The organism is Ruegeria sp. THAF33 (assembly GCF_009363615.1).
Lineage (GTDB): Bacteria > Pseudomonadota > Alphaproteobacteria > Rhodobacterales > Rhodobacteraceae > Ruegeria.
The window spans coordinates 782,207-801,638 of sequence record NZ_CP045384.1 but is presented as its reverse complement, the minus strand read 5'-3'; the positions used below and the strand labels follow the sequence as shown (position 1 = coordinate 801,638).

Genomic DNA, 19,432 nt, shown 5'->3' with positions numbered 1-19,432 from the left:
CAAAGGAAAAGGCGCCAGGTGCGCAGACGCGGTCTTTGCATGCATCCTTTCGGACACTCCTGACGCCTTACCGGGTCGATGCGCTCCGAAGAGCACCCGATCCAGTTGCCACAGCCCCCTGAGAAGCTGCGGCGGCTGCATTGCCCCCGAAAGGACATCACAGCGTGCATCGGCCTTCTGAGAAGGTAGCCATCCGACTTGGGCATGAAGCCCTCACTCGGCTGATCACCCACCGGTAAGCCATTGCAGTTCAACGCAAATCCTAAGATCCAGTCTCTCTGCCAAGACCCCCGGGCCTTTGCGCCCCACCTTCGGTTCCTAAGAACCTTTGTGGTGTTCAGACTGTTGCAGCATGCCTTGTATCTGACAAGAAAATAGCACCGCAGCATGAAAATTAGACGGGGATAAACTGTTGGTATCTGCCGGGAAATCTTTGTGGATAATCCGAGAAGTTTCGACTCCACGCATGTTTGTCCCGGGAAAATCTCAGGCCTGAACCTGAGCCCGGCTTTTGGCCCAATGCTGCGGGCGCAAACGCCACCGCACGCGCCATTAGTTGAGAGTTGCAGGGTTTGTACAACTCTCGGACCACAAATCTTTCGAATCGTACATACGGAGGTTCGCCGATGCGTTGCACCATTTCCCATGCGCGCGCCCATTTGGGCGCTCTGGTCACCCGCGCACAGGACCCGCGAGAAGTGATCATACTGACCCGGCACGGTAAACCGCTGGCCGCTCTGGTCTCGGTCGCCGAAGCGAAGCGGATCTGGCATTTGCAGGATGATGACGAAATCGGGTGGAAACATCCGCTGTCGGGCATTCGCGGGATGTGGTCGCGGGGACGCAACATCCCCGGAATGGAACCGGGACCGGACGGCAGCTATGTCACCGCGCGCGAAGCCGCGCTGAAGGTTCGCGAGATCCAGATGACCCGTGCCGAGGAACGCCGCATTCTTGCGCGGGGTGGTCTGGATCCTGTCGCAGGCGGTGAACTGGCCGCCCGGCCCGTCTCCTCGCTGTGGAGACGATTGTTCCGTTTTTGAGAAGCGGTCCGACCCGCGCGTGGCAACCTACTAACCTCCGCCGCAGTCAAAATTGCAGCAGCGATACTTACCCCCTACAATCGCCCGGGCCGGACACGCTTCAGTTCACCTGACGTTCCAGAACGGTGCTGTAGGTCGTTCCGTTCCGCAGGCTACGGAAATCGGCAAAGATCTTGCCATCTTCGTACCGCGCATCGATCAACGCATTCGCGCCGATCAGCAGAGGTGAGGTTTCGACGATGCCGATGCTGCCCGTCCCATCGAGGCTGATGGTGCCGGTGGCCTCGTATTCATTCCAGTCGGTATCGCCATCGCGACGCCATTTGCTGTGCCCCCAGAAAACGTTGCCGTCCTGAAGCTGCACATCCAGCATCCATTCGGCCTGATTGAACCGGGGCTGATCGCCTTTGTAGTAATGGCTGGGCTGGACGGTCGTGTAGGACCCCAGCCAGGTGCCGCGCAGGTCGGGCGTGGTATCGGCCAGCGCGGCCGTTCCAAGGGCGAGGGTCGTGGCCAAAGCGGCTGCTCCGGCAGTCATGTATCTGGTCATGGGCTCTCTCCTTCTGTCTGGTAAACAGATTGGGAGCGCCCGGGCGGGTTACAACTTACTTAAGGGAAACTTCATGATTGGTTCAGCGGCGGCTTAGAATGGGGCTTCAGGCCCAGGCCAGAGCTGTCCCGACAATGACCAGCGCGATGCCAATCCCCTCGCGATAGGAAAAGTTCTCGCCAAACAGGAAATACGAGGCGATGGCGATCAGCACGACCTCGGCCCCCAGAATGCCGGTATAGATGATGCCCAATCGTTCGTTGCGCAGCGCGGCAAGTTCCAGCGTCGCCGCAGCCAGCAACGTGGCGACGATCAGAAGAGTCAGGCCAACACCGGGGAGTTTCCACCAGAACTTCATCGAGATCATGGCAACGGAATAGAGACCCGCCGACCCGAGGGCGATGAGAGGGATGAGCGATGTGGACATGTGGGCCTCCTGCCGAGGTTGCCGTTGCGTCAACATTAGCAGGTGGGCAAAGTTGAGGCTGTGAGGTTGGTCACAGTCTCCGGTCAGAACACGATTGCGATGAGTTCGGACAGCCCAATCAGACCCAGCAACACATTCGACGTCAAGATCAGCCCTTTCAGGTTACGCGCCTTCAATCCTTGGGCAAAGCTGGTCTGCGCAAACTCCTCGGTCATGTCGCCGCGCAGGTTTTCAACATCTTCCAGCGCGGTCTTGCCCGCCAGAACACCATAGGTGGTGATCACAAGCACCAGCACGATCAGCGGCAGAGCAACCCCTTCGGCCTCAAACCCGATGACCGCGGCGATGGCGACATAGGCAAAGATCGAGGTGCGCATGATGTCGTAATAATGGTCAAGACGGCGCATCGAAATCTCGGAACGCAATTGCGGGTCCATAACACTTCCCCCTTTGAAAAATCTGTTTGGAATGCGGGGAGTCTAGCACTTTTGGTTGGATTTCAGAAATTGTGCGATTGCCAAGCCGGAGGGCAGCGCCGGCCCGAGGGGGTAAGCGGCGTCTCGGAATTCGTCCAGTGGACGAATTCAGCCGCGAACGGGCGGAGCCCCGGGGCGCAAACGCGCCGCCCGGTTTTTCGAAGGTGAACCCTTTGGTTGACGCAGGAAGGTCATCCCAAAGGCGGGCATTCGTGCTTATACGCTACTGACGGAACTCACTTTAGGCCCACAAAACGAGAATACTTGTTTTTCGCTTCAAAGGTTTACTTTCCATCGCTTCAACAGTTTAACGAAAAGCTCGCGTGTAATGGAACTAAAGGGTTTCGAGGAAAAGTACTGTGTCTTCCAACTTCCATCCTTCAGATTATGACGATCTCTTGTCCTCAGCACAGTGGAACGAAAACTTGCGCGACCTCAATCAGTATGTCGCACATTCGCTTGAACAAGTGGGGGAACCACCTGCGCTGAATGGCAATCTGTTCTATGAACACCGCGCGACGGGTTTTCAAACACAGCCATTTATTGAAAGATTCGAACCCAAACGAAGAAATTTCTTTGAGTTGGCCCGACGCTCGACACGTCTGTTCGAAATAGGCGTGAATGCGGGCCACAGCATGTTGTTGGCGCTTATGGCCAACCCTGAAATCAAGTGCGTCGGCGTGGATGTCTGCCAGAGATTGAACCGCCGGTGGGCCCGCGTGGACATTTACGTGCCGGCCGCATTCAACTGGCTAAGGTACAAGTTTCCTGACCGGGTTGAGCTGATCAAAGGAAACTCTCTGATCGAAGCTCCGGCATACGCCCTGAGGCACCCTGATGCGAAAATCGATTTCCTGCACCTGGACGGGGCCAAGGACACGCACCTCAGAGAGGTTCTGGCGCTACACGCTCTCATGCCGTCCGGTGCATTCATCGTGCATGACGATTCCAACCTCAGACCGGTTCGAATTGCAGACAGACAGTTGAGGCGCCTGAACTTTTCCAAGCCGATTGATTACAGCGAATTCGGCCTGACGGACTGCGAATTCCATTTGGTGCGAGCCGCCACCTGATCAGGTGGCATCAAGCTCGAACCCAAAAAGCAAACCTGTCAGTGACTGTTCAAAACGGACAGCTTCAGCTGTCCATCTTCAAAGCAGAAATAAACGCCTCCTGCGGGATATCGACCTTCCCGAACTGGCGCATCTTCTTCTTACCCGCCTTCTGCTTGTCCAGCAGTTTGCGTTTCCGCGTGGCGTCGCCGCCGTAGCATTTCGCGGTCACGTCCTTGCGCAAGGCGGACAGGGTCTCGCGCGCGATGACCTTGCCTCCGATGGCGGCCTGGATCGGGATCTTGAACATGTGGCGCGGGATCAGGTCCTTGAGCTTTTCGCACATCGCACGGCCCCGCATCTCGGCCCGGTCGCGGTGAACCATGGTCGACAGCGCGTCAACGGGTTCATCATTCACCAGTACCGACATCTTGACCAGATTGTCCTCGGTATAGCCGGTCATCTGGTAGTCGAACGAAGCATAGCCCTTGGTCACCGATTTCAGGCGGTCGTAGAAATCAAAAACGACCTCGTTCAGCGGCAGGTCATAGACGACCATGGCGCGGCTGCCCGCATAGGTCAGGTCCAGCTGGATACCGCGGCGGTCCTGGCAGAGTTTCAGCACGTCGCCAAGGAATTCATCCGGCACAAGGATGGTCGCCTTGATGCGCGGTTCCTCGATATGGTCGACCTTCGAGGGGTCGGGCATGTCGGCGGGGTTGTGCAGCTCGATCATCTCGCCGTCTTTCATGTAGACGTGATAGATCACCGACGGCGCGGTGGTGATGAGCTCGATATCATATTCGCGTTCGATGCGGTCGCGGATGACCTCAAGGTGCAGAAGCCCGAGGAAGCCGCAGCGGAAGCCAAAGCCCAGTGCGGCGGAGGTTTCCATTTCAAAGCTGAATGAGGCGTCGTTCAGGGCCAGCTTGTCGATCGCGTCGCGCAGGTCTTCGAATTCGGCGGAGTCCACAGGGAACAGGCCACAGAACACCACCGGCTGCGCGGGTTTGAAACCCGTCAGAGCCTTTTCGGTGCCGTTGCGGTCATTGGTGATGGTGTCGCCGACGCGGGTGTCGCGGACCTGTTTGATCGACGCCGTCAGAAAGCCGATCTCACCGGGACCAAGCGAGTCGACCATCTCCATCTCGGGGCGGAAGACACCGACGCGGTCGACATGGTGCAGGGTGCCGTTCGACATGAACTTGACCCGCATCCCCTTTTTCAGCGTGCCGTCCATGATGCGGACCAGAACGATAACGCCCAGATAGGCGTCGTACCACGAATCCACCAGCATCGCCTTGAGCGGTGCATCCAGATTGCCCTGCGGTGCGGGCAGTTTCTGCACGATGGCTTCCAGAGTTTCGTGGATGCCCTGCCCCGTCTTGGCGGAGACCTGAATGGCATCGGAGGCGTCGATGCCGATCACATCCTCGATCTGTTCGGCCACACGGTCACAGTCGGACGCGGGCAGGTCGATCTTGTTGAGCACCGGCACGATCTCGTGATCGGCGTCGATGGCTTGATACACGTTGGCCAGCGTCTGCGCCTCAACTCCTTGGGTCGAGTCCACAACCAGCAGAGAGCCTTCGACCGCGCGCATCGACCGGCTGACCTCATAGGCGAAATCCACATGGCCGGGGGTGTCGATCAGGTTCAGCACATACTGTTCGCCATTGTCGGCGGTATAGTCGATGCGAACCGTGTTGGCCTTGATGGTAATGCCGCGTTCGCGCTCGATATCCATGCTGTCGAGCAGCTGTTCTTTCATGTCGCGGTCCTTGACCGTGCCGGTCTCTTGGATGAGCCGGTCAGCAAGGGTGGATTTGCCATGGTCGATATGCGCGACGATGGAGAAATTGCGGATATGAGCGAGGTCTGTCATGGAGTGGGATATGTCGGGAGTTTTGCCCCTCGTCAAGCGTTGAAGCGTTGCAAAAAAGGTCCCACCCGCGCCTTTCTGTTCAGCGGCATTTACCCGAAATCAGTGAATAGTTAAGATGATCGCATCATCTGGCCGTTTCAAAAACAGAAAGCAGGGAAGACTTGGCCGATTATTCGATCTTTGTGTTGGGTGAAGGTCAATTGTCCGTCTCTGTGGCGCAGGGTCTGGACGGGATCAATCAGGGCACGGGGATACATCTTATTGGCGAGACGATTACCATCAATTCGCGCAGTGCGACCGAAGTTTTCATCACGGATGCCGGATCGGACACCAACTTTTCCGACAATGATGGCAATCAGCGGTTAAACGGCGATCAGACAATCGATGGTACGCTTTTCGCCAGCGGCACGCGTGTTGAAGCCGAATATGGTATTACTTTGACAGACGGGACAACCACGTGGCAGGCGGTTGCGTTCAACGTGAACAACTCATCACCGGCATATGGAACCGTCGAGGGCATCGCATTCATCGGCGGACCCGGACAGTTTCCACCAGCCGGAGTGCCTCTGACGGTCGTCAGTACGCAAGAAGGCCCAAGCTTCGCATCAAACGCATATGTCAGCCCCATTTGCTACTGCCGTGGGACACTGATCGAAACCAAATCCGGATACCGCCCCATCGAAATGCTGAAGCCGGGTGATGAGATTTGGACCCGTGACAATGGCTATCTACCTGTCATCTGGACGGGCGAACAGGCTGTCATCACAGCCGGACGTTTCAGAATGGTCGAAATTCCCGAGGGAACGCTTTCGAATTTCGCGCATTTGAAAGTGTCACAGCAACACAGAATGCTGGTCACGCACCCTTTGGCTGAAATCCTTTGTGCAGAGAACGAAGTGTTTTTACCAGCCATCAGCCTTGTTGATGCGGGCATTGCTACATTGTGCAGAGAAAACAGTGCAATTTACCATCATCTGCTGCTTGAGACACATAATGCCATTAACGCCAACGGAGCAATTTCCGAAAGCCTGCTGCTGGTACCATCCACCAGCGGCCAGAACCCGGATGATCTGTTCTTTCGCAGCCTGGTCGATCAGGATTCATATGCCGTTGAAACCGCGAGGCTGACGCTGAAGAGAAAAGAAGCAACATTCCTGATCAACAGCATCTTGTCCGTTGATCCAAACTCCAGTTTGATTCATACTTCGCCGCAGGCCGAGAGGGGCGCAAGATCCCTCCGGGCAGGCAAAAACGAGGCATGAGCATGAAACAGTTCCTCTTAATCGCATTTTGTGCGGCATCGCTGACGGCGGTGGCTCCGGTTGCTGACGCGGCGCAGATCAAGCGGGCGTGTCTGGCGTCGGATCGATCAGCGGCGACGCGGGATCGGTGCAGTTGCATCCAGCGCGTAGCAGATCAGGCGCTTACCCGTAGCGATCAGAAAACCGTGGCCAAATGGTTCACCGACCCCCATCAGGCGCAACAGTTAAAGATGTCGCAGACCGCGCGCGATGATGCGCTGTGGGACCGGTATCAGAACTTTGGCCAGATGGCACAGGCGATCTGCAGCTAAGCCCTTCTGAAACCTTGACCTGATCCACGCTGCGCCCCAGAAAGGCGCAGCGAAAGGTGTATCTTATGGTGATAAAAGGGCTGACCCTGCGGGGCCTTGAGGTGTTCGAGGCTTTGGCGCGGACGGGATCGGTGGCACAGGCCGCCGAGATCACGGGGCTCAGCCAGCCATCCGTTTCCCAACAGTTGCGCAATCTGGAAAAGGCTCTGGGCACCGAACTGGTCGATCACGGGCGCCGACCGATGCGCCTGACACAGGCCGGGCGCAGCTTTCTGGTGCGCGCCAAAGCGGTTCTGGCCGAGCTGCAAATGGCACAAAGCGAATTGTCGGTCATGGATCTGGGGCATCTGACCACTTTGTCCATCGGGCTGATCGACGACTTCGACAATGATCTGACCCCGCGGTTGGCCACGTTGCTGGCAGACAGTCTGACCCGATCGAATTTCAAACTGATCACCTTGTCGAGCCTCGATCTGTTCGAGGCCTTGGCCGAACAACGCCTGCACATGGCCGTGACCGCCCATAGCGGAGAAGTGCTGGAGGGGGTGGTCGAGTACCCTCTGGTCCGGGATCCGTTCATTCTGGTTGCGCCTCAGGGGGCGGGCGGAGTGGAGGCTGTGCAGAACAGCCTGCCGTATCTGCGCTATGCCCGCGAGCAGCTGATCAGCCGGCAGATCGAAGCGCACATGGCGCGCGGCGCACAGGAGTTCGAGGAACGGTTCGAGATCGGCTCGCACATGGCGCTGATGGCCATGGTTGCACGGGGTCTGGGTTGGGCGATCACGACGCCGCTGGGTTTCATGCGCGCCGCGCGGTTCCATGACGGGCTGGAGGCCCACCCTGCCCCGTTCGGGGATTTCTCGCGCAGCATATCATTGCTGGCACGAACGGGCTGGTCCGATCAGGTGCCGCAGGAGGTGGCGGGCATGACACGGCGTCTGATGCAGAACCAGATCGTTGACCCGGCTTTGGCCAAACTGCCCTGGCTGAGCGGATCGCTGCGGGTGATCGGCGGCTAACTGTCCAGATGGGCGGCAAGCCCCTCGACCGCCGCTTCGATCAGGTCCAGAGCGCCTTCGAAATCCCGCGTGTAATATGGGTCAGGCACATGATCCGCGCCGGTTTCAGGGGCGAAATCGGTCAGCAGGCGCACCGGGGTGTCACTGCCGGCGGGGCGCAGATTCTCGATATCCGCGATGTTGTTGGCGTCCATGCCCAGGATCAGGTCGAAGCGGTCGAAATCGGCAGTAGTGAACTGACGGGCGCGCAGGTCGCCCAGATCGATTCCCCTGACCTTCGCGGCTGCTTGCATCGGGCCATAGGGCGGTTTCCCCGCATGCCAGCCCATGGTTCCGGCACTATCGGTTACGTGATGCGGCGCGCGGGCGCGAAAAACGCCCTCTGCCGCGGGGGAACGGCAAATATTGCCTAGGCAGACAAAGAGGATACGGTGTGACATGCACCATGCTGTACCGCGCGGAGGAGAAATGGAAAAGATCGTGATTCTGACCGGGGCCGGAATATCCGCCGAAAGCGGGTTGAGCACCTTTCGCGATGAGGGTGGATTGTGGGCCCAGCACCGCATCGAGGATGTCGCCACGCCGGAAGGATTCGCCCGCGACCCCGCACTGGTTCAAGGGTTTTACAATGCGCGGCGGGTTCAGGCCGCCAAAGTTCAACCCAATGCCGCTCATGAGGCACTGGCCCGGCTGCAACGGGACTGGCCCGGAGACGTCGTGATCGTCACCCAGAACGTGGACAGCCTGCACGAGGCGGGCGGTGCAAAGGATGTCATCCACATGCACGGAACTTTGGCGGGCGCGCTGTGTTCAGCCTGTGGCCATCGCTGGACCGCCCCGCCCGAAATGGCGGTTGGGGAATCCTGCCCCGCCTGTGCGCGGCCCACGGCCCGGCCCGATGTGGTCTGGTTTGGTGAGATGCCCTATTTCATGGACGAGATTTATGACCACCTGAGCAGCGCGTCGCTTTTTGCCGCCATTGGCACCTCGGGTCAGGTTTATCCGGCGGCAGCGTTCGTGCACGAGGCACAAGCGGCGGGCGCTCGGACGATCGAGATCAATCTGGAACCGTCGCCGGGCGCATCCGGGTTTGATGAAAGACTTGTCGGCAAAGCGACCCAGACAGTTCCGCGATGGGTCGGACACCTGCTTGCGCCGCATAGTTAAAGTACAGACAACACTCGCTTAATTCGGTTAGACTGCCCCCGAAACGACTGGAGGACAAGACATGACGGATCAGGACCCCCGGACTGGTGAAATTCTGGATGAAGGCAGCATGGCCGGGCGCGACATGCTGGGAGAGCAGCTTTCCAGCCTGTGGTGGACCTTTCTGCTGCGCGGAATATTGGCCGGGCTTGTCGGTATTGCAGCACTGTTCTGGCCGTCTGGCAGCATCGCGTTGCTGCTGCGGTTGGTTGGTGTGCTGCTGATCCTCGATGGCGGCCTGACGCTTTTGGGCGTTGGGCGTCGCGGGGTAATGGGTGGCGCTGCAATCGGTGCGCTTCTGATCGGGCTTGTCCTGCTGATCTGGCCGGAAGGGACGGTCAAACTGGCCTTCTTCCTGATGGGCGCCTGGGTGCTGATCATCGGGATCGGCTCGCTGGCGGCATCCGGGCAAATGCACGAGAGAGACCCTCAACGCGGCTCCATGCGCGTTTCGGGTTTTGTCGCGCTTGTGGTCGGGCTTGTTTTGATGATCTGGCCAGCGGTCGCGCTTGTTGCGCTGGGATGGGGCATCGCCTTTTCGGCGCTGGCCATTGCCGCGGTCATGTTCTGGCTTGCGTCCCGATTCCGCCAGGCCGGTGACCGTGTTGGTATGAAAACCATCAACAAATAGCACCAACGGTGGCCGCAGGAACAACAGGCCGGGCAATGCCCGGCCTGACGCATGGATGACGGCCGCCGCGCGGCCCGAAGACAGGCGTTGCCCTAGTTCGAATGAGATCCGTGCCCGCCCATGTCCTGACGCTCCAGATCGACCGGAATTTCGATCTCAACCTCGCCAGCCTTTTCAAAGATCAGCGTCACCGGAACCATGGCGTCCTGCTCGAACGGTTCGGTCAGCCCCATGAACATCACGTGGTCGCCGCCACGTTTCAGCATATGGGTTTCACCTGCCGGAATGGCAAAGCCTTCCTCGACATGCACCATCTTGGCCACGCCATTGTCGTCGACTTTGTGCGTATGCAGTTCAACCCGGGCAGCGGCATCCGACGTCACGCCGACCAGACGGTCGTCCGCATCGCCCAGATTCTGGATCATCATGAACGCGGCGCCTGCCTTAGCGGTCTTTCCCGACGACCGGGCATAGGCGTCATCAACTTTGATAGTGCCTTCGGCAAAAGCGGGCATGGCCAGGGTCACAGCGGCCAGGGTTGCAAACAGAGTAGTTTTGAGGGACATCGTGCCTCTCCTGTATTGTAAGTTTGAAAAAGTAGTGTCTTCAAACACGTACAGGCGGCGCGCGCGCCGGGGTGCCGGGGACCGGCAATGCGATTTGATTGACCAGATGTCGCAACGGCGCTATCTGCGCCCGCTCTGGCGCCATAGGCATGGGCGGCTGGGCAACGGCGACCGCGCCCATCAGGGACAGTGCGTAATCCGGGCAGTAATGCGGTGGCGCGGTGGGCTGTCCGTCTTCGTCCATGTAGACAACGACCGGACCGGTGCCTGTGCACAACACCATCTGACCCACGGCCTTGTCCATGCCGCGGGACACGGCAAGGCTCTGCCCGGTCAGAACCAAAAGCAGGGACAGAACATAAGGCAGGAATCGTGTTATGGCTGGTCTCATCCTGACCCGGGTATAGGTCAGTCGGTAGAGTAGCTTCAAGCGCCAAAGGGTCGCGCTTGAAGCTGGTTTCAGTAATCAATTCCCGGTCGTTTCACCTTGCTTGTATTGAAGCTGGTGTGGGAACGATTCACCCTGCGCTGCATCCGCGTACAAGCCGAAATTGCTTTGCGAAAAACCGCGGCCAGAAACAGGAAAAGGTAGAAACTTTTTAACGTCATAGTGAGGCCCCCGCCTGATGAATGACAGTGACGATAGGTCAGATTCGGCATTCCGTATGTGAAGCAATTCACCAATAGCGGAAAATAATTTCGAAATTGAAAACAGTGTCGGGCTGCAGCGGGCGGCTCAAAACGAAAAAGCCCTGCACCAAAGAGGTGCAGGGCCTGAAAATCAATCCGCGAAAAGGCTTAGGCCGTGGCTTGCGCCTTGGCGATTTCCTTTTTCACTTTCAGTGCGTTCGCCGACAGTTCTTCATCCTTGGCTTTGGCCAGGAATGCGTCCAGACCACCGCGGTGGTCAACCGAACGCAGGGCGGCTGCCGAGATGCGCAGCTTCACGCCGCGGCCCAGGGTCTCGGACTGCAGGGTAACGTCATTCAGGTTCGGCAGGAAACGACGACGAGTTCTATTTTTGGCATGGCTGACATTGTTGCCAGTCATCGGGCCTTTTCCGGTCAGTTCGCAACGGCGCGACATGGTTTCTTCCTTTGTTTCTGGAGGCCGGGCACAAAGCCCTCGGCCAAATCACAAGGGGCACAACCCGAAGTCGCGCCCGAAAACTGGTTGGATGCGTGTAGTGGGAATCGCAGGAAGGGTCAAGACGGACCGAACGAATTCTTTCATTTTGCGCCCGCCTTTGAAACCTTGCCGCCTTTCACCCCGTCAGCTCAGCGTGCCAAGCAGTTTTTCGGCCGCGCGGGCCGGGTTCAGCCGCCCGGCCGAGACTTCGGCGTTCAGGCGTTCCATCTCGGCCTTGGCCTGCGGCGTGTCGAGCCGGGCCAGAAGGGCATGGCGGACTTCCTGATCGAACCAGTATCGCGCCTGGGCGGCCCGGTTGGCTTCCCAGATACCGTTGTCGCGGCGCCACCGGGTCAGGGATTGCATCTCGTCCCAGGCTTGCTCCAGCCCTTGTTCTTCGACCGCTGAAACGGTCATTGCCTTGGGGAAACCTTCGGGATCCTGCGGGCGCTTGCGCAGCAATCGCAACGCACCGGCATAGTCTGCGCATGTCCGGGTCGCCGTGGCCTTCAGGTCGCCATCCGCCTTGTTGATCAGGATGATATCGGCCATCTCCATGATGCCACGTTTGACACCCTGCAATTCGTCCCCACTCGCCGGGGCCAACAGCAACAGGAACAGGTCCGACAATTCGGACACCACCGTTTCGGATTGCCCGACGCCCACGGTTTCAATCAGCACCACGTCATAGCCTGCGGCCTCGCACAGGGCGATGGCCTCGCGGGTCCGTCGGGCAACGCCGCCGAGATGGCTCTGGCTGGGGGAGGGGCGGATAAAGGCGTTCTTCTCGCGGCTCAGGCGTTCCATCCGGGTTTTGTCCCCCAAAATCGAGCCCCCCGAACGGGCAGAGCTGGGATCGACTGCCAGAACCGCGACACGCAGCCCCTGCCCCGTCAGCATCATGCCAAAGCTTTCGATGAAGGTGGACTTGCCTACCCCGGGCGTACCAGACAAACCAATCCGGAGCGCCTGACGCCCCGATCCTACGAGCTGGGCCAACAGCTCGCTGGCCTGTGCACGATGATCCGCGCGATTGCTTTCCACCAGAGTGATCGCGCGGGCCAGCGCCCGACGCTCGCCCTTCAAAATCCTGTCGCTGAGGCTGTCTGTCTGCATTCTTGTCCCGATCCTAGAGGCAGGAATAGTTGCCGCGCTCGGGGGGTGTTTGTCCAGACCGCAGGTCGCCGGAAATACGATCAAAGCGAAAGCTGCGTCAATTCGTGCGTCGCTTGGCCGTTCAGGGTTGGGTCTGCCGCCCCGGCGTCACCAGAACGCGCACGGCGAGAGAACTGGACGCCACCTGCATGATCGCGGATAAGAGCCGGATGACGATACGCCTGCCCATCGACGACGCCATTCCCGAACTGCTGGACAGATTGCGCGCGCAGGGCCGCGCGGTATTGCAGGCCCCACCGGGGGCGGGCAAGACCACGCGGGTTCCTCTGGCAATGCTCGAGGCGGGTTTGTGTGACAACAGGATCGTGATGCTGGAGCCCCGGCGGCTGGCGGCCCGGGCCGCGGCCGAGCGGATGGCCGAGACGTTGGGAGAGCGCACGGGACAGACCGTGGGCTACCGTGTACGTGGCGAGGCGAAAGTGTCGAAAGACACCCGGATCGAGGTGGTGACCGAGGGCATCCTGACCCGGATGCTGCAATCCAACCCGGATCTGCCGGGAATTGGCGCGGTGATTTTCGATGAATTCCACGAACGATCTCTGAACGCCGATCTGGGGCTGGCCTTGTGCCTCGAGGTGACCGACGCATTGCGGGACGATCTGATCCTGCTGGCCATGTCAGCCACGCTGGATGCGGATCCCGTCGGTGCGTTGATGGCGGCCCCTCTGGTCACATCGGACGGGCGCAGCTTCCCGGTTGAGACGCGCTGGCTGGATCGGCCATTGGGGCCGCAAGCGCGACGGTTGGATGCGTTGATCGATCTGGTGGTGCAAGCCGAGCGTGAGACGCGAAAATCCGGCGGCGGAATTCTGGTTTTCCTGCCGGGAGAGGGTGAAATCCGACGCGCTGAAAGCCATTTGAACAGTCGGTTGCCCGACAGTTGCGTGATGCGCCCGTTATTCGGAGCCATGCCCTTTGCGGCCCAGCGTGCGGCGATTGCCCCGGTGGAACATGGGCGCAAAGTCGTGCTGGCGACGTCGATTGCCGAAACCTCGCTGACGATCCCCGACATCAAGGTCGTGGTGGATATGGGACAGGCCCGGCGGGCTCGGTTCGATCCCGGATCGGGCATGTCACGGCTGGTGACCGAACGGGTGACCCGGGCCGAGGCCACACAGCGCGCGGGCCGGGCCGGACGGGTGGCCGAAGGGGTGTGTTACCGGCTCTGGGCGAAGGGGGAAGACGGTGCGCTGGCCGCCTACCCGCCTGCCGAGATCGAAGCGGCGGACCTGACCGGGCTGGCGTTGGAACTGTCCCTGTGGGGCGCTGACGCGGCCGATCTTGCCTTTCTGACACCACCTCCCGAGGGGACGATGGCCGAGGCGCGGGCTTTAATGACAATGCTGGGCGCACTCGATACCAATGGGCGGATCACCGATCATGGGCGCGCCCTGGCGGCACTGCCCTTGCATCCCCGGTTGGGGCACATGCTTGTGCGGGCCGGTCCGAACGCCGCCCCGTTGGCAGCGTTGATGGCCGAGCGTGACCCCCTTCGCGGTGCGCCGGTGGATATCACCCTGCGGCAAGAGGTGCTGCGCGATCCCCGGGCCTTTCAGCGCAACAGGGTCTGGCAGGTCAACATGGGCGCAGTGGATCGGATCAATGCTGAGACCAGACGGCTGCGGAAACAGCTCAAGGGCGACTCGGCCGATCTGAGCTCCGCCGCCATGGCTGCGCTGGCCTATCCTGACCGCATCGGGCAGCGGCGCAAGGGTGACGCGCCGCGCTATGTGCTGTCAGGGGGGAAAGGCGTTGTTCTGGACAGTGCGGATTCACTGGCCAACGCGCCGTTTCTGGTCGCCATCGACACGGATGGCAACCCGCGCGAGGCGAAGGTCCGGATGGCCACCCAGATTTCGGAACGCGACATCCGCGATCTGTTCGCGGATCAGATCCGCTGGGTCGAGACCTGCGCCTGGTCCAAACGCGAGCGGCGGGTCGTGTCGCGGCGGCAAGAGCGGTTCGGCGCGATCACATTAGACGACCGCATATGGAAGGACGTCCCGGACGACGCCGTGGCCCGCGCGATGCTGGATGGGATACGCGATCTTGGCCTGCGGCTGGAGGGTGCCGCCGCGCGCCTGGCCGCCCGTGTCGAGCTGGTGCGCGCCGATGGCGTCGATCTGCCCGATTTTTCGGTCGCAGGCCTGATGGCCGACATGGAAGACTGGTTGCTGCCCATGCTGTCAGGGGTCAAAAGCGCCGAAGACTGGAAGAAATTCGATCTTTTGCCCGCCCTGCGCGCGCGGCTGGACTGGGCGCAGACGCAGGAACTGGACCGGCGCGCTCCGGGGTCATTTGAAACGCCGCTGGGACGCAAGGTGCCAATTGATTACAGCGCGGCCGTGCCGGAAATCTCGGTCCGCTTGCAGGAAGTGTTTGGCGTGACCCGACACCCGGCGATCGGCGGCCAGCCTTTGAAGATCACTCTGCTGTCACCGGCGCAGCGCCCGATCCAGATAACGCGTGACCTGCCCGGTTTCTGGGCAGGCTCTTACGCGGATGTACGCAAGGACATGAGGGCGCAATACCCCAAACACCCCTGGCCCGAAGACCCGACCCAGGCTGATCCCACGCTGAGGGCAAAACGCAGACGTGACTAGAGCCGTCAGCAAAGCCCGAGCCTTGCCCAAAATCCACAAAACAACCCAGAAAACCCTTAAAAATCGGCCAAACCCGGCCAAAACTGGAAGGTTTAATTGAAACTCACCATTTCCGTTGTTAAGTCGTATCAACTTTGAAGGCATAGAGTAGACTGACAAAAAAACTGATGAATGCATGGCTGCAAAATATCTGGGAAGAGGTAGGACGACCGCTGTTCCTGCGCCCCCGACGGGTGCAGTTTGCGGCGTTGTGCACCCGCACTTATGACGGGCAGGACCAGGTCTTGCTGATCACCAGCCGTGACACCAAACGCTGGATCATCCCGAAAGGCTGGCCCATCGATGGTTTGAGTGGCGCGGAAACAGCCCTTCAGGAGGCCTGGGAAGAGGCCGGGGTGCGCGCGGATGCGGTTCACGATGAACCCATCGGCCAATTCACCTACGACAAGATCCTCAAAGACGGATCGGCGCAACCGGTATTGACCAATGTCTACAGGATATCGGTGCGTGCGCTGGCCGATGACTTTCCCGAGGCCGATCAGCGCGAGCGCGGCTGGTTTGCGCCGGCTGAAGCTGCCACCCTGGTGCAAGAGCCCGAGCTTCAGGCCTTGTTGCGCAGACTGTAAGGAATTCGCAACATTTCGATGGCACCCAGCTTGCCTGAGCAGCCGGATACCGTTAGTGGCGCACGATCCTTCACTATCTGACCAAGTTCATGTCTGACACGAATCCGAAACCACGCTGGCAAACGTTGGACAGCGACCTGCACCGAATTTCGCGGGTCGAAACCGCCAACATCCATGTCGCGCGCCACCTGCTGGCACCGGGGGTCGCACTGGCCTTCATGGCGCTTGCCGGGCTGACGGCGGCGGTCCTGTTCGGTCGGGCGGATGGCAGCCATGTCGTGGTCGCGGCGGCCGCGTTCGGGGCCTATATGGCGATCAATGTCGGTGCCAATGACGTGGCCAACAACATGGGCCCAGCGGTCGGTGCGAATGTGCTGACCATGGGCGGCGCCATCGTGATTGCCGCCATTGCCGAAAGCGCTGGTGCGTTGCTTGCGGGGGGTGACGTGGTCTCGACCATCTCAAAGGGGATTGTCGACCCCGCCTCGGTGCAAAACAGCGAGGTGTTCATCTGGGCCATGATGGCGGCGCTGATATCTTCGGCCATGTGGGTCAACCTGGCGACCTGGATCGGCGCCCCTGTGTCCACAACGCATTCAGTCGTGGGCGGGGTGATGGGTGCAGGCATTGCAGCAGCGGGCCTGAGCGCGGTGAGCTGGGGCACGATGAGTGCAATTGCAGCCAGCTGGGTGATTTCGCCGATGCTCGGGGGGGCGGTTGCCGCGGCTTTTCTGGCGCTGATCAAGTCGAAAATCCAGAACCAGGACGACAAGATTGCCGCCGCGCGAAAATGGGTACCTATCCTTTTGGCGGTGATGGCGGGGGCATTTGCCACCTATCTGTCCGTCAAAGGCCTGCAACGGATCGTGCATATCGATCCCAAGATGGCCCTGTTGATCGGGTTGGGCGTGGGGCTGCTGACCTGGTCCGTGACCGTCCCGTGGGTCAAACGCAGATCCGAAGGGATGGAGAACCGGACCCGGTCGCTGAAAACGCTGTTTGGCCTGCCGCTTGTGATCTCGGCCACGTTCCTGAGCTTTGCCCACGGCGCAAATGACGTGGCCAATGCGGTCGGCCCGCTGGCCGCGATTGTCCACGCGGCCGAATTCGGAGAATTCGCCGCGAAAGTTCCAATCCCGCTTTGGGTGATGATCATCGGAGGCTTCGGGATTTCCTTCGGTCTGTTCCTGTTCGGCCCCAGGCTGATCCGGATGGTGGGCCGCCAGATCACCAAGCTGAACCCGATACGCGCCTTTTGCGTCGCCCTGTCGGCGGCGATCACCGTGATTCTGGCCAGCTGGCTTGGCCTGCCGGTCAGTTCGACCCATATCGCTGTTGGTGCCGTCTTTGGCGTCGGCTTCTACCGCGAGTGGGATTCCGAGCGCCGGCGCAAGCAGGGAAAGCTTCAACGCAAAGCACAACACCTTGCTCCGGAAGAATATCGCCGGCGCAAGCTGGTACGGCGGTCGCATTTCATGACCATCGTGGCCGCATGGATTGTCACCGTGCCCGCCGCCGCAACCATGTCGGCCGTCATTTACTGGGTGCTGACCGCGTTCGCCTGAGGGATGACGTCAGAGCCTGATCTGTTCCGGCGACAACGGGTGATCGGGTGCATGTTTGATCAGGTCGGACACCTGCGTGCAGATGGGTGTTGGCACTCCGGTTTCGTGACCCATCCGGATGATGTGACCTTGCAGGCTGTCAATTTCCGTTTGCCGCTCGGCCATGAGGTCATAGGCCATGGACGTTCGCGCATGCGGGTCGATTGTCAGCATCCGGGCCGCGATCCTGGTGAACAGCGGTGTCGGCAGCCGCAGAATATGCGGGGTCATCCATGCCGGAAGCGGTGTGGTCGAGGCCACGGGATGACCCGCCGCCTTGAGGACGGTCAGCGCCTCGGACATCTGATCCGCCATGAGATTGCGCCAGTCGCGGTTCATCAGCTGATCCACCAGCGTGAGGCCCGACAAGGCATTGAGCGCATTGTTCAGGTTGATCACCAGCTTGCCCCATTGCACGGCTTCGATCTGGTCGCTGGACGTGACGGGAAGGTCAGCGCTGCTCAGCTGCGCGGCCAGATCACCGGTGCCGCTTTGGATGACGATCTCTCCGGACGTGGCCCGATGATAGGTGGCGGGGGCAGTCGGCACCACGTTGAACGGAACCATTCCGGCGCGTATGTCGCGCCCGGGAAGGGTATTGCGCAACGTCTCGGCGGCCTCAATCCCGTTCTGCCAGGACAGGACAGGCGCATCCCGGGGCGCAAAGGCGCCTATCTGCTCGGCCATATCCGATGTTGCGCCCGATTTGACCGTTACAATGACAAGTTCGGCCCGGCGCAGGCAGGCCGGATCTTCGCTGAGCACCAGAGATTCCGGCGGGACCGTGTAATCAAGGCCGTCAAAGTCAGTAACCTTCAGCCCGTGCTCTCGGATCGGGTCCAGCACACGGGCGCGGCCCAGCAGGGTTACAGCGTGGCCCGCACGGGCCAGCAAAGCACCACAGTAACAGCCGATGCTGCCCGCGCCTGCAAGGACAAGTTTCATGATACCCCCTCCGGTACACCCGAAAAGGATCACCGCAAACGTCCCGTGACACAAGCCCGCTTGCCCCCGACGTCGCGCGCTAGCGGGCCAGCCGAGGTTTGGTGCGCTCAAGCTCTTTGGAAATAGGAATAAATTCCTGATCGTCACCCGGAGGCAGTTGAAATGCACCATTGGCCCAATCGGCGCTTATCCACTCACGGGTTGCGGTTTCGATCTTTTCCTTCGAAGACGAAACGAAATTCCACCAAATGTAGCGGTCTTCATTCAGGGTCGCTCCGCCCAGCAGCATCAGCCGCGCGCCCAGCGCACCGGCCTTGACAGACAGCTCGTCCCCGGGCCGGAACACCATCATGCGGCCCTCGTCAAACCTGTCACCCGCGATTTCGACCGAACCTTGCGTGACATAGACACCTCGATCTTCGTGGTCGTCAGGCAGAGGCAAAGACGCGCCGGGTTCCAATTGCACGTCGAGATAGAAGGTTTCGGACAGCATCGTGACCGGGCTGGTCTCACCATAGGCTGAACCCAGGATCAATCGGGCGCTGACGCCTGCATCCTGAATATGTGGCAACGCGGCCTGTTTGTGATGTTCGAAATCCGGGGCCATATCCTCATGCGCTTCGGGCAAGGCGATCCAGGTCTGAATGCCGAACAGGCTGTGTTTCCTGCCGCGTGTTTCGTCACTGGTGCGCTCGGAATGGGTGACACCACGCCCTGCGACCATCCAATTGACCTCGCCGGGATAGATCATCTGATGTGTGCCAAGGCTGTCGCGGTGCTCGAATTCGCCCTGGTACAGATAGGTGACCGTGCCCAGTCCGATATGGGGGTGGGGCCGCACGTCGATGCCGCCTTCGGTAATGAATTCAGCGGGCCCCATTTGATCGAAGAGTTTTATTCGAAAAAAGGTTTAGGGCCTATC

The 19,432-nt window shown here is 60.1% G+C and carries 20 protein-coding genes and 1 pseudogene; 10 read left to right on the top strand and 11 right to left on the bottom strand.

All coding sequences use genetic code 11. The features are described 5' to 3' along the window. The first annotated feature begins 626 nt into the window (after positions 1 to 626). Positions 627 to 1,043 carry a type II toxin-antitoxin system Phd/YefM family antitoxin gene (locus FIU92_RS04065; RefSeq protein WP_152457341.1) on the top strand — a complete coding sequence of 139 codons (417 nt, stop codon included), beginning with the start codon at positions 627 to 629 and terminating at the stop codon, positions 1,041 to 1,043. A 100-nt stretch (positions 1,044 to 1,143) separates the two neighbouring features. Here FIU92_RS04065 and FIU92_RS04060 read toward each other — a convergent pair whose 3' ends face one another. The 3 genes from FIU92_RS04060 to FIU92_RS04050 form a co-directional block, all read right to left on the bottom strand. Further along, positions 1,144 to 1,593: a hypothetical protein gene (locus tag FIU92_RS04060; RefSeq protein WP_152457340.1), complete on the bottom strand. Its 450-nt coding sequence runs from the start codon at positions 1,591 to 1,593 to the stop codon at positions 1,144 to 1,146. A 106-nt stretch (positions 1,594 to 1,699) separates the two neighbouring features. After that, complete coding sequence (locus tag FIU92_RS04055; RefSeq protein WP_152457339.1) at positions 1,700 to 2,020, bottom strand: hypothetical protein; 321 nt, start codon at positions 2,018 to 2,020, stop codon at positions 1,700 to 1,702. 83 nt (positions 2,021 to 2,103) lie between these two features. After that, on the bottom strand, positions 2,104 to 2,457 hold the full coding sequence (locus FIU92_RS04050) for a hypothetical protein (RefSeq protein ID WP_152457338.1): 354 nt from the start codon (positions 2,455 to 2,457) through the stop codon (positions 2,104 to 2,106). 398 nt (positions 2,458 to 2,855) lie between these two features. Here FIU92_RS04050 and FIU92_RS04045 point away from each other — a divergent pair, with 398 nt between their 5' ends. Further along, positions 2,856 to 3,569 carry a class I SAM-dependent methyltransferase gene (locus tag FIU92_RS04045; RefSeq protein WP_117869650.1) on the top strand — a complete coding sequence of 238 codons (714 nt, stop codon included), beginning with the start codon at positions 2,856 to 2,858 and terminating at the stop codon, positions 3,567 to 3,569. A gap of 64 nt (positions 3,570 to 3,633) precedes the next feature. Here FIU92_RS04045 and lepA read toward each other — a convergent pair whose 3' ends face one another. Then, a complete protein-coding gene (lepA, locus tag FIU92_RS04040; RefSeq protein WP_152457337.1) occupies positions 3,634 to 5,433 on the bottom strand; it encodes a translation elongation factor 4 in 1,800 nt (599 codons plus the stop codon). 161 nt (positions 5,434 to 5,594) lie between these two features. On the opposite strand from lepA, the gene FIU92_RS04035 reads away from it, so the two are divergent. The 3 genes from FIU92_RS04035 to FIU92_RS04025 all read left to right on the top strand — a co-directional run bounded on the left by FIU92_RS04035 (position 5,595) and on the right by FIU92_RS04025 (position 8,025). Continuing rightward, a complete protein-coding gene (locus FIU92_RS04035) occupies positions 5,595 to 6,695 on the top strand; it encodes a Hint domain-containing protein (protein WP_172978464.1) in 1,101 nt (366 codons plus the stop codon). A gap of 2 nt (positions 6,696 to 6,697) precedes the next feature. After that, positions 6,698 to 7,006, top strand: coding sequence for a hypothetical protein (locus FIU92_RS04030; RefSeq protein ID WP_152457335.1), 309 nt, complete (start codon positions 6,698 to 6,700; stop codon positions 7,004 to 7,006). A gap of 65 nt (positions 7,007 to 7,071) precedes the next feature. Next, complete coding sequence (locus tag FIU92_RS04025) at positions 7,072 to 8,025, top strand: LysR family transcriptional regulator (protein WP_152457334.1); 954 nt, start codon at positions 7,072 to 7,074, stop codon at positions 8,023 to 8,025. Here FIU92_RS04025 and FIU92_RS04020 read toward each other — a convergent pair. Continuing rightward, on the bottom strand, positions 8,022 to 8,465 hold the full coding sequence (locus FIU92_RS04020; protein WP_152457333.1) for a low molecular weight protein-tyrosine-phosphatase: 444 nt from the start codon (positions 8,463 to 8,465) through the stop codon (positions 8,022 to 8,024). The genes FIU92_RS04025 and FIU92_RS04020 overlap by 4 nt on opposite strands. Before the next feature lie 28 nt (positions 8,466 to 8,493). On the opposite strand from FIU92_RS04020, the gene FIU92_RS04015 reads away from it, so the two are divergent. Further along, a complete protein-coding gene (locus tag FIU92_RS04015; protein WP_152457332.1) occupies positions 8,494 to 9,192 on the top strand; it encodes an NAD-dependent deacylase in 699 nt (232 codons plus the stop codon). A 61-nt stretch (positions 9,193 to 9,253) separates the two neighbouring features. Next, on the top strand, positions 9,254 to 9,862 hold the full coding sequence (locus FIU92_RS04010; RefSeq protein ID WP_152457331.1) for an HdeD family acid-resistance protein: 609 nt from the start codon (positions 9,254 to 9,256) through the stop codon (positions 9,860 to 9,862). Positions 9,863 to 9,954: 92 nt separating this feature from the next. Here the strand turns inward: FIU92_RS04010 and FIU92_RS04005 are convergent, their stop codons facing one another. From FIU92_RS04005 to meaB, 4 genes are all read right to left on the bottom strand, one after another. After that, on the bottom strand, positions 9,955 to 10,428 hold the full coding sequence (locus FIU92_RS04005) for a copper chaperone PCu(A)C (RefSeq protein WP_152457330.1): 474 nt from the start codon (positions 10,426 to 10,428) through the stop codon (positions 9,955 to 9,957). 40 nt (positions 10,429 to 10,468) lie between these two features. Next, positions 10,469 to 10,819, bottom strand: coding sequence for a hypothetical protein (locus tag FIU92_RS04000; RefSeq protein ID WP_152457329.1), 351 nt, complete (start codon positions 10,817 to 10,819; stop codon positions 10,469 to 10,471). Positions 10,820 to 11,226: 407 nt separating this feature from the next. Continuing rightward, positions 11,227 to 11,514: a 50S ribosomal protein L28 gene (gene rpmB, locus FIU92_RS03990; RefSeq protein WP_050603240.1), complete on the bottom strand. Its 288-nt coding sequence runs from the start codon at positions 11,512 to 11,514 to the stop codon at positions 11,227 to 11,229. A 186-nt stretch (positions 11,515 to 11,700) separates the two neighbouring features. Then, positions 11,701 to 12,672: a methylmalonyl Co-A mutase-associated GTPase MeaB gene (gene meaB / locus FIU92_RS03985; protein ID WP_152457327.1), complete on the bottom strand. Its 972-nt coding sequence runs from the start codon at positions 12,670 to 12,672 to the stop codon at positions 11,701 to 11,703. Positions 12,673 to 12,881: 209 nt separating this feature from the next. Between meaB and hrpB the strand changes: the two genes are divergently transcribed. The 3 genes from hrpB to FIU92_RS03970 all read left to right on the top strand — a co-directional run bounded on the left by hrpB (position 12,882) and on the right by FIU92_RS03970 (position 17,526). Next, positions 12,882 to 15,335 (top strand): ATP-dependent helicase HrpB, encoded by a 2,454-nt coding sequence (hrpB, locus tag FIU92_RS03980; protein ID WP_152459829.1) that lies wholly within the window; start codon positions 12,882 to 12,884, stop codon positions 15,333 to 15,335. Between the two features lie 167 nt (positions 15,336 to 15,502). Then, complete coding sequence (locus FIU92_RS03975) at positions 15,503 to 15,961, top strand: NUDIX hydrolase (RefSeq protein ID WP_152457326.1); 459 nt, start codon at positions 15,503 to 15,505, stop codon at positions 15,959 to 15,961. 89 nt (positions 15,962 to 16,050) lie between these two features. Next, complete coding sequence (locus tag FIU92_RS03970; RefSeq protein WP_152457325.1) at positions 16,051 to 17,526, top strand: inorganic phosphate transporter; 1,476 nt, start codon at positions 16,051 to 16,053, stop codon at positions 17,524 to 17,526. 9 nt (positions 17,527 to 17,535) lie between these two features. Here the strand turns inward: FIU92_RS03970 and FIU92_RS03965 are convergent, their stop codons facing one another. Beyond that, positions 17,536 to 18,510, bottom strand: coding sequence for a 2-dehydropantoate 2-reductase (locus tag FIU92_RS03965; protein WP_152457324.1), 975 nt, complete (start codon positions 18,508 to 18,510; stop codon positions 17,536 to 17,538). Positions 18,511 to 18,589: 79 nt separating this feature from the next. Beyond that, positions 18,590 to 19,399 (bottom strand): annotated as a pseudogene (locus FIU92_RS03960) (pirin family protein); the annotation flags it as partial. Positions 19,400 to 19,432: the final 33 nt, after the last annotated feature.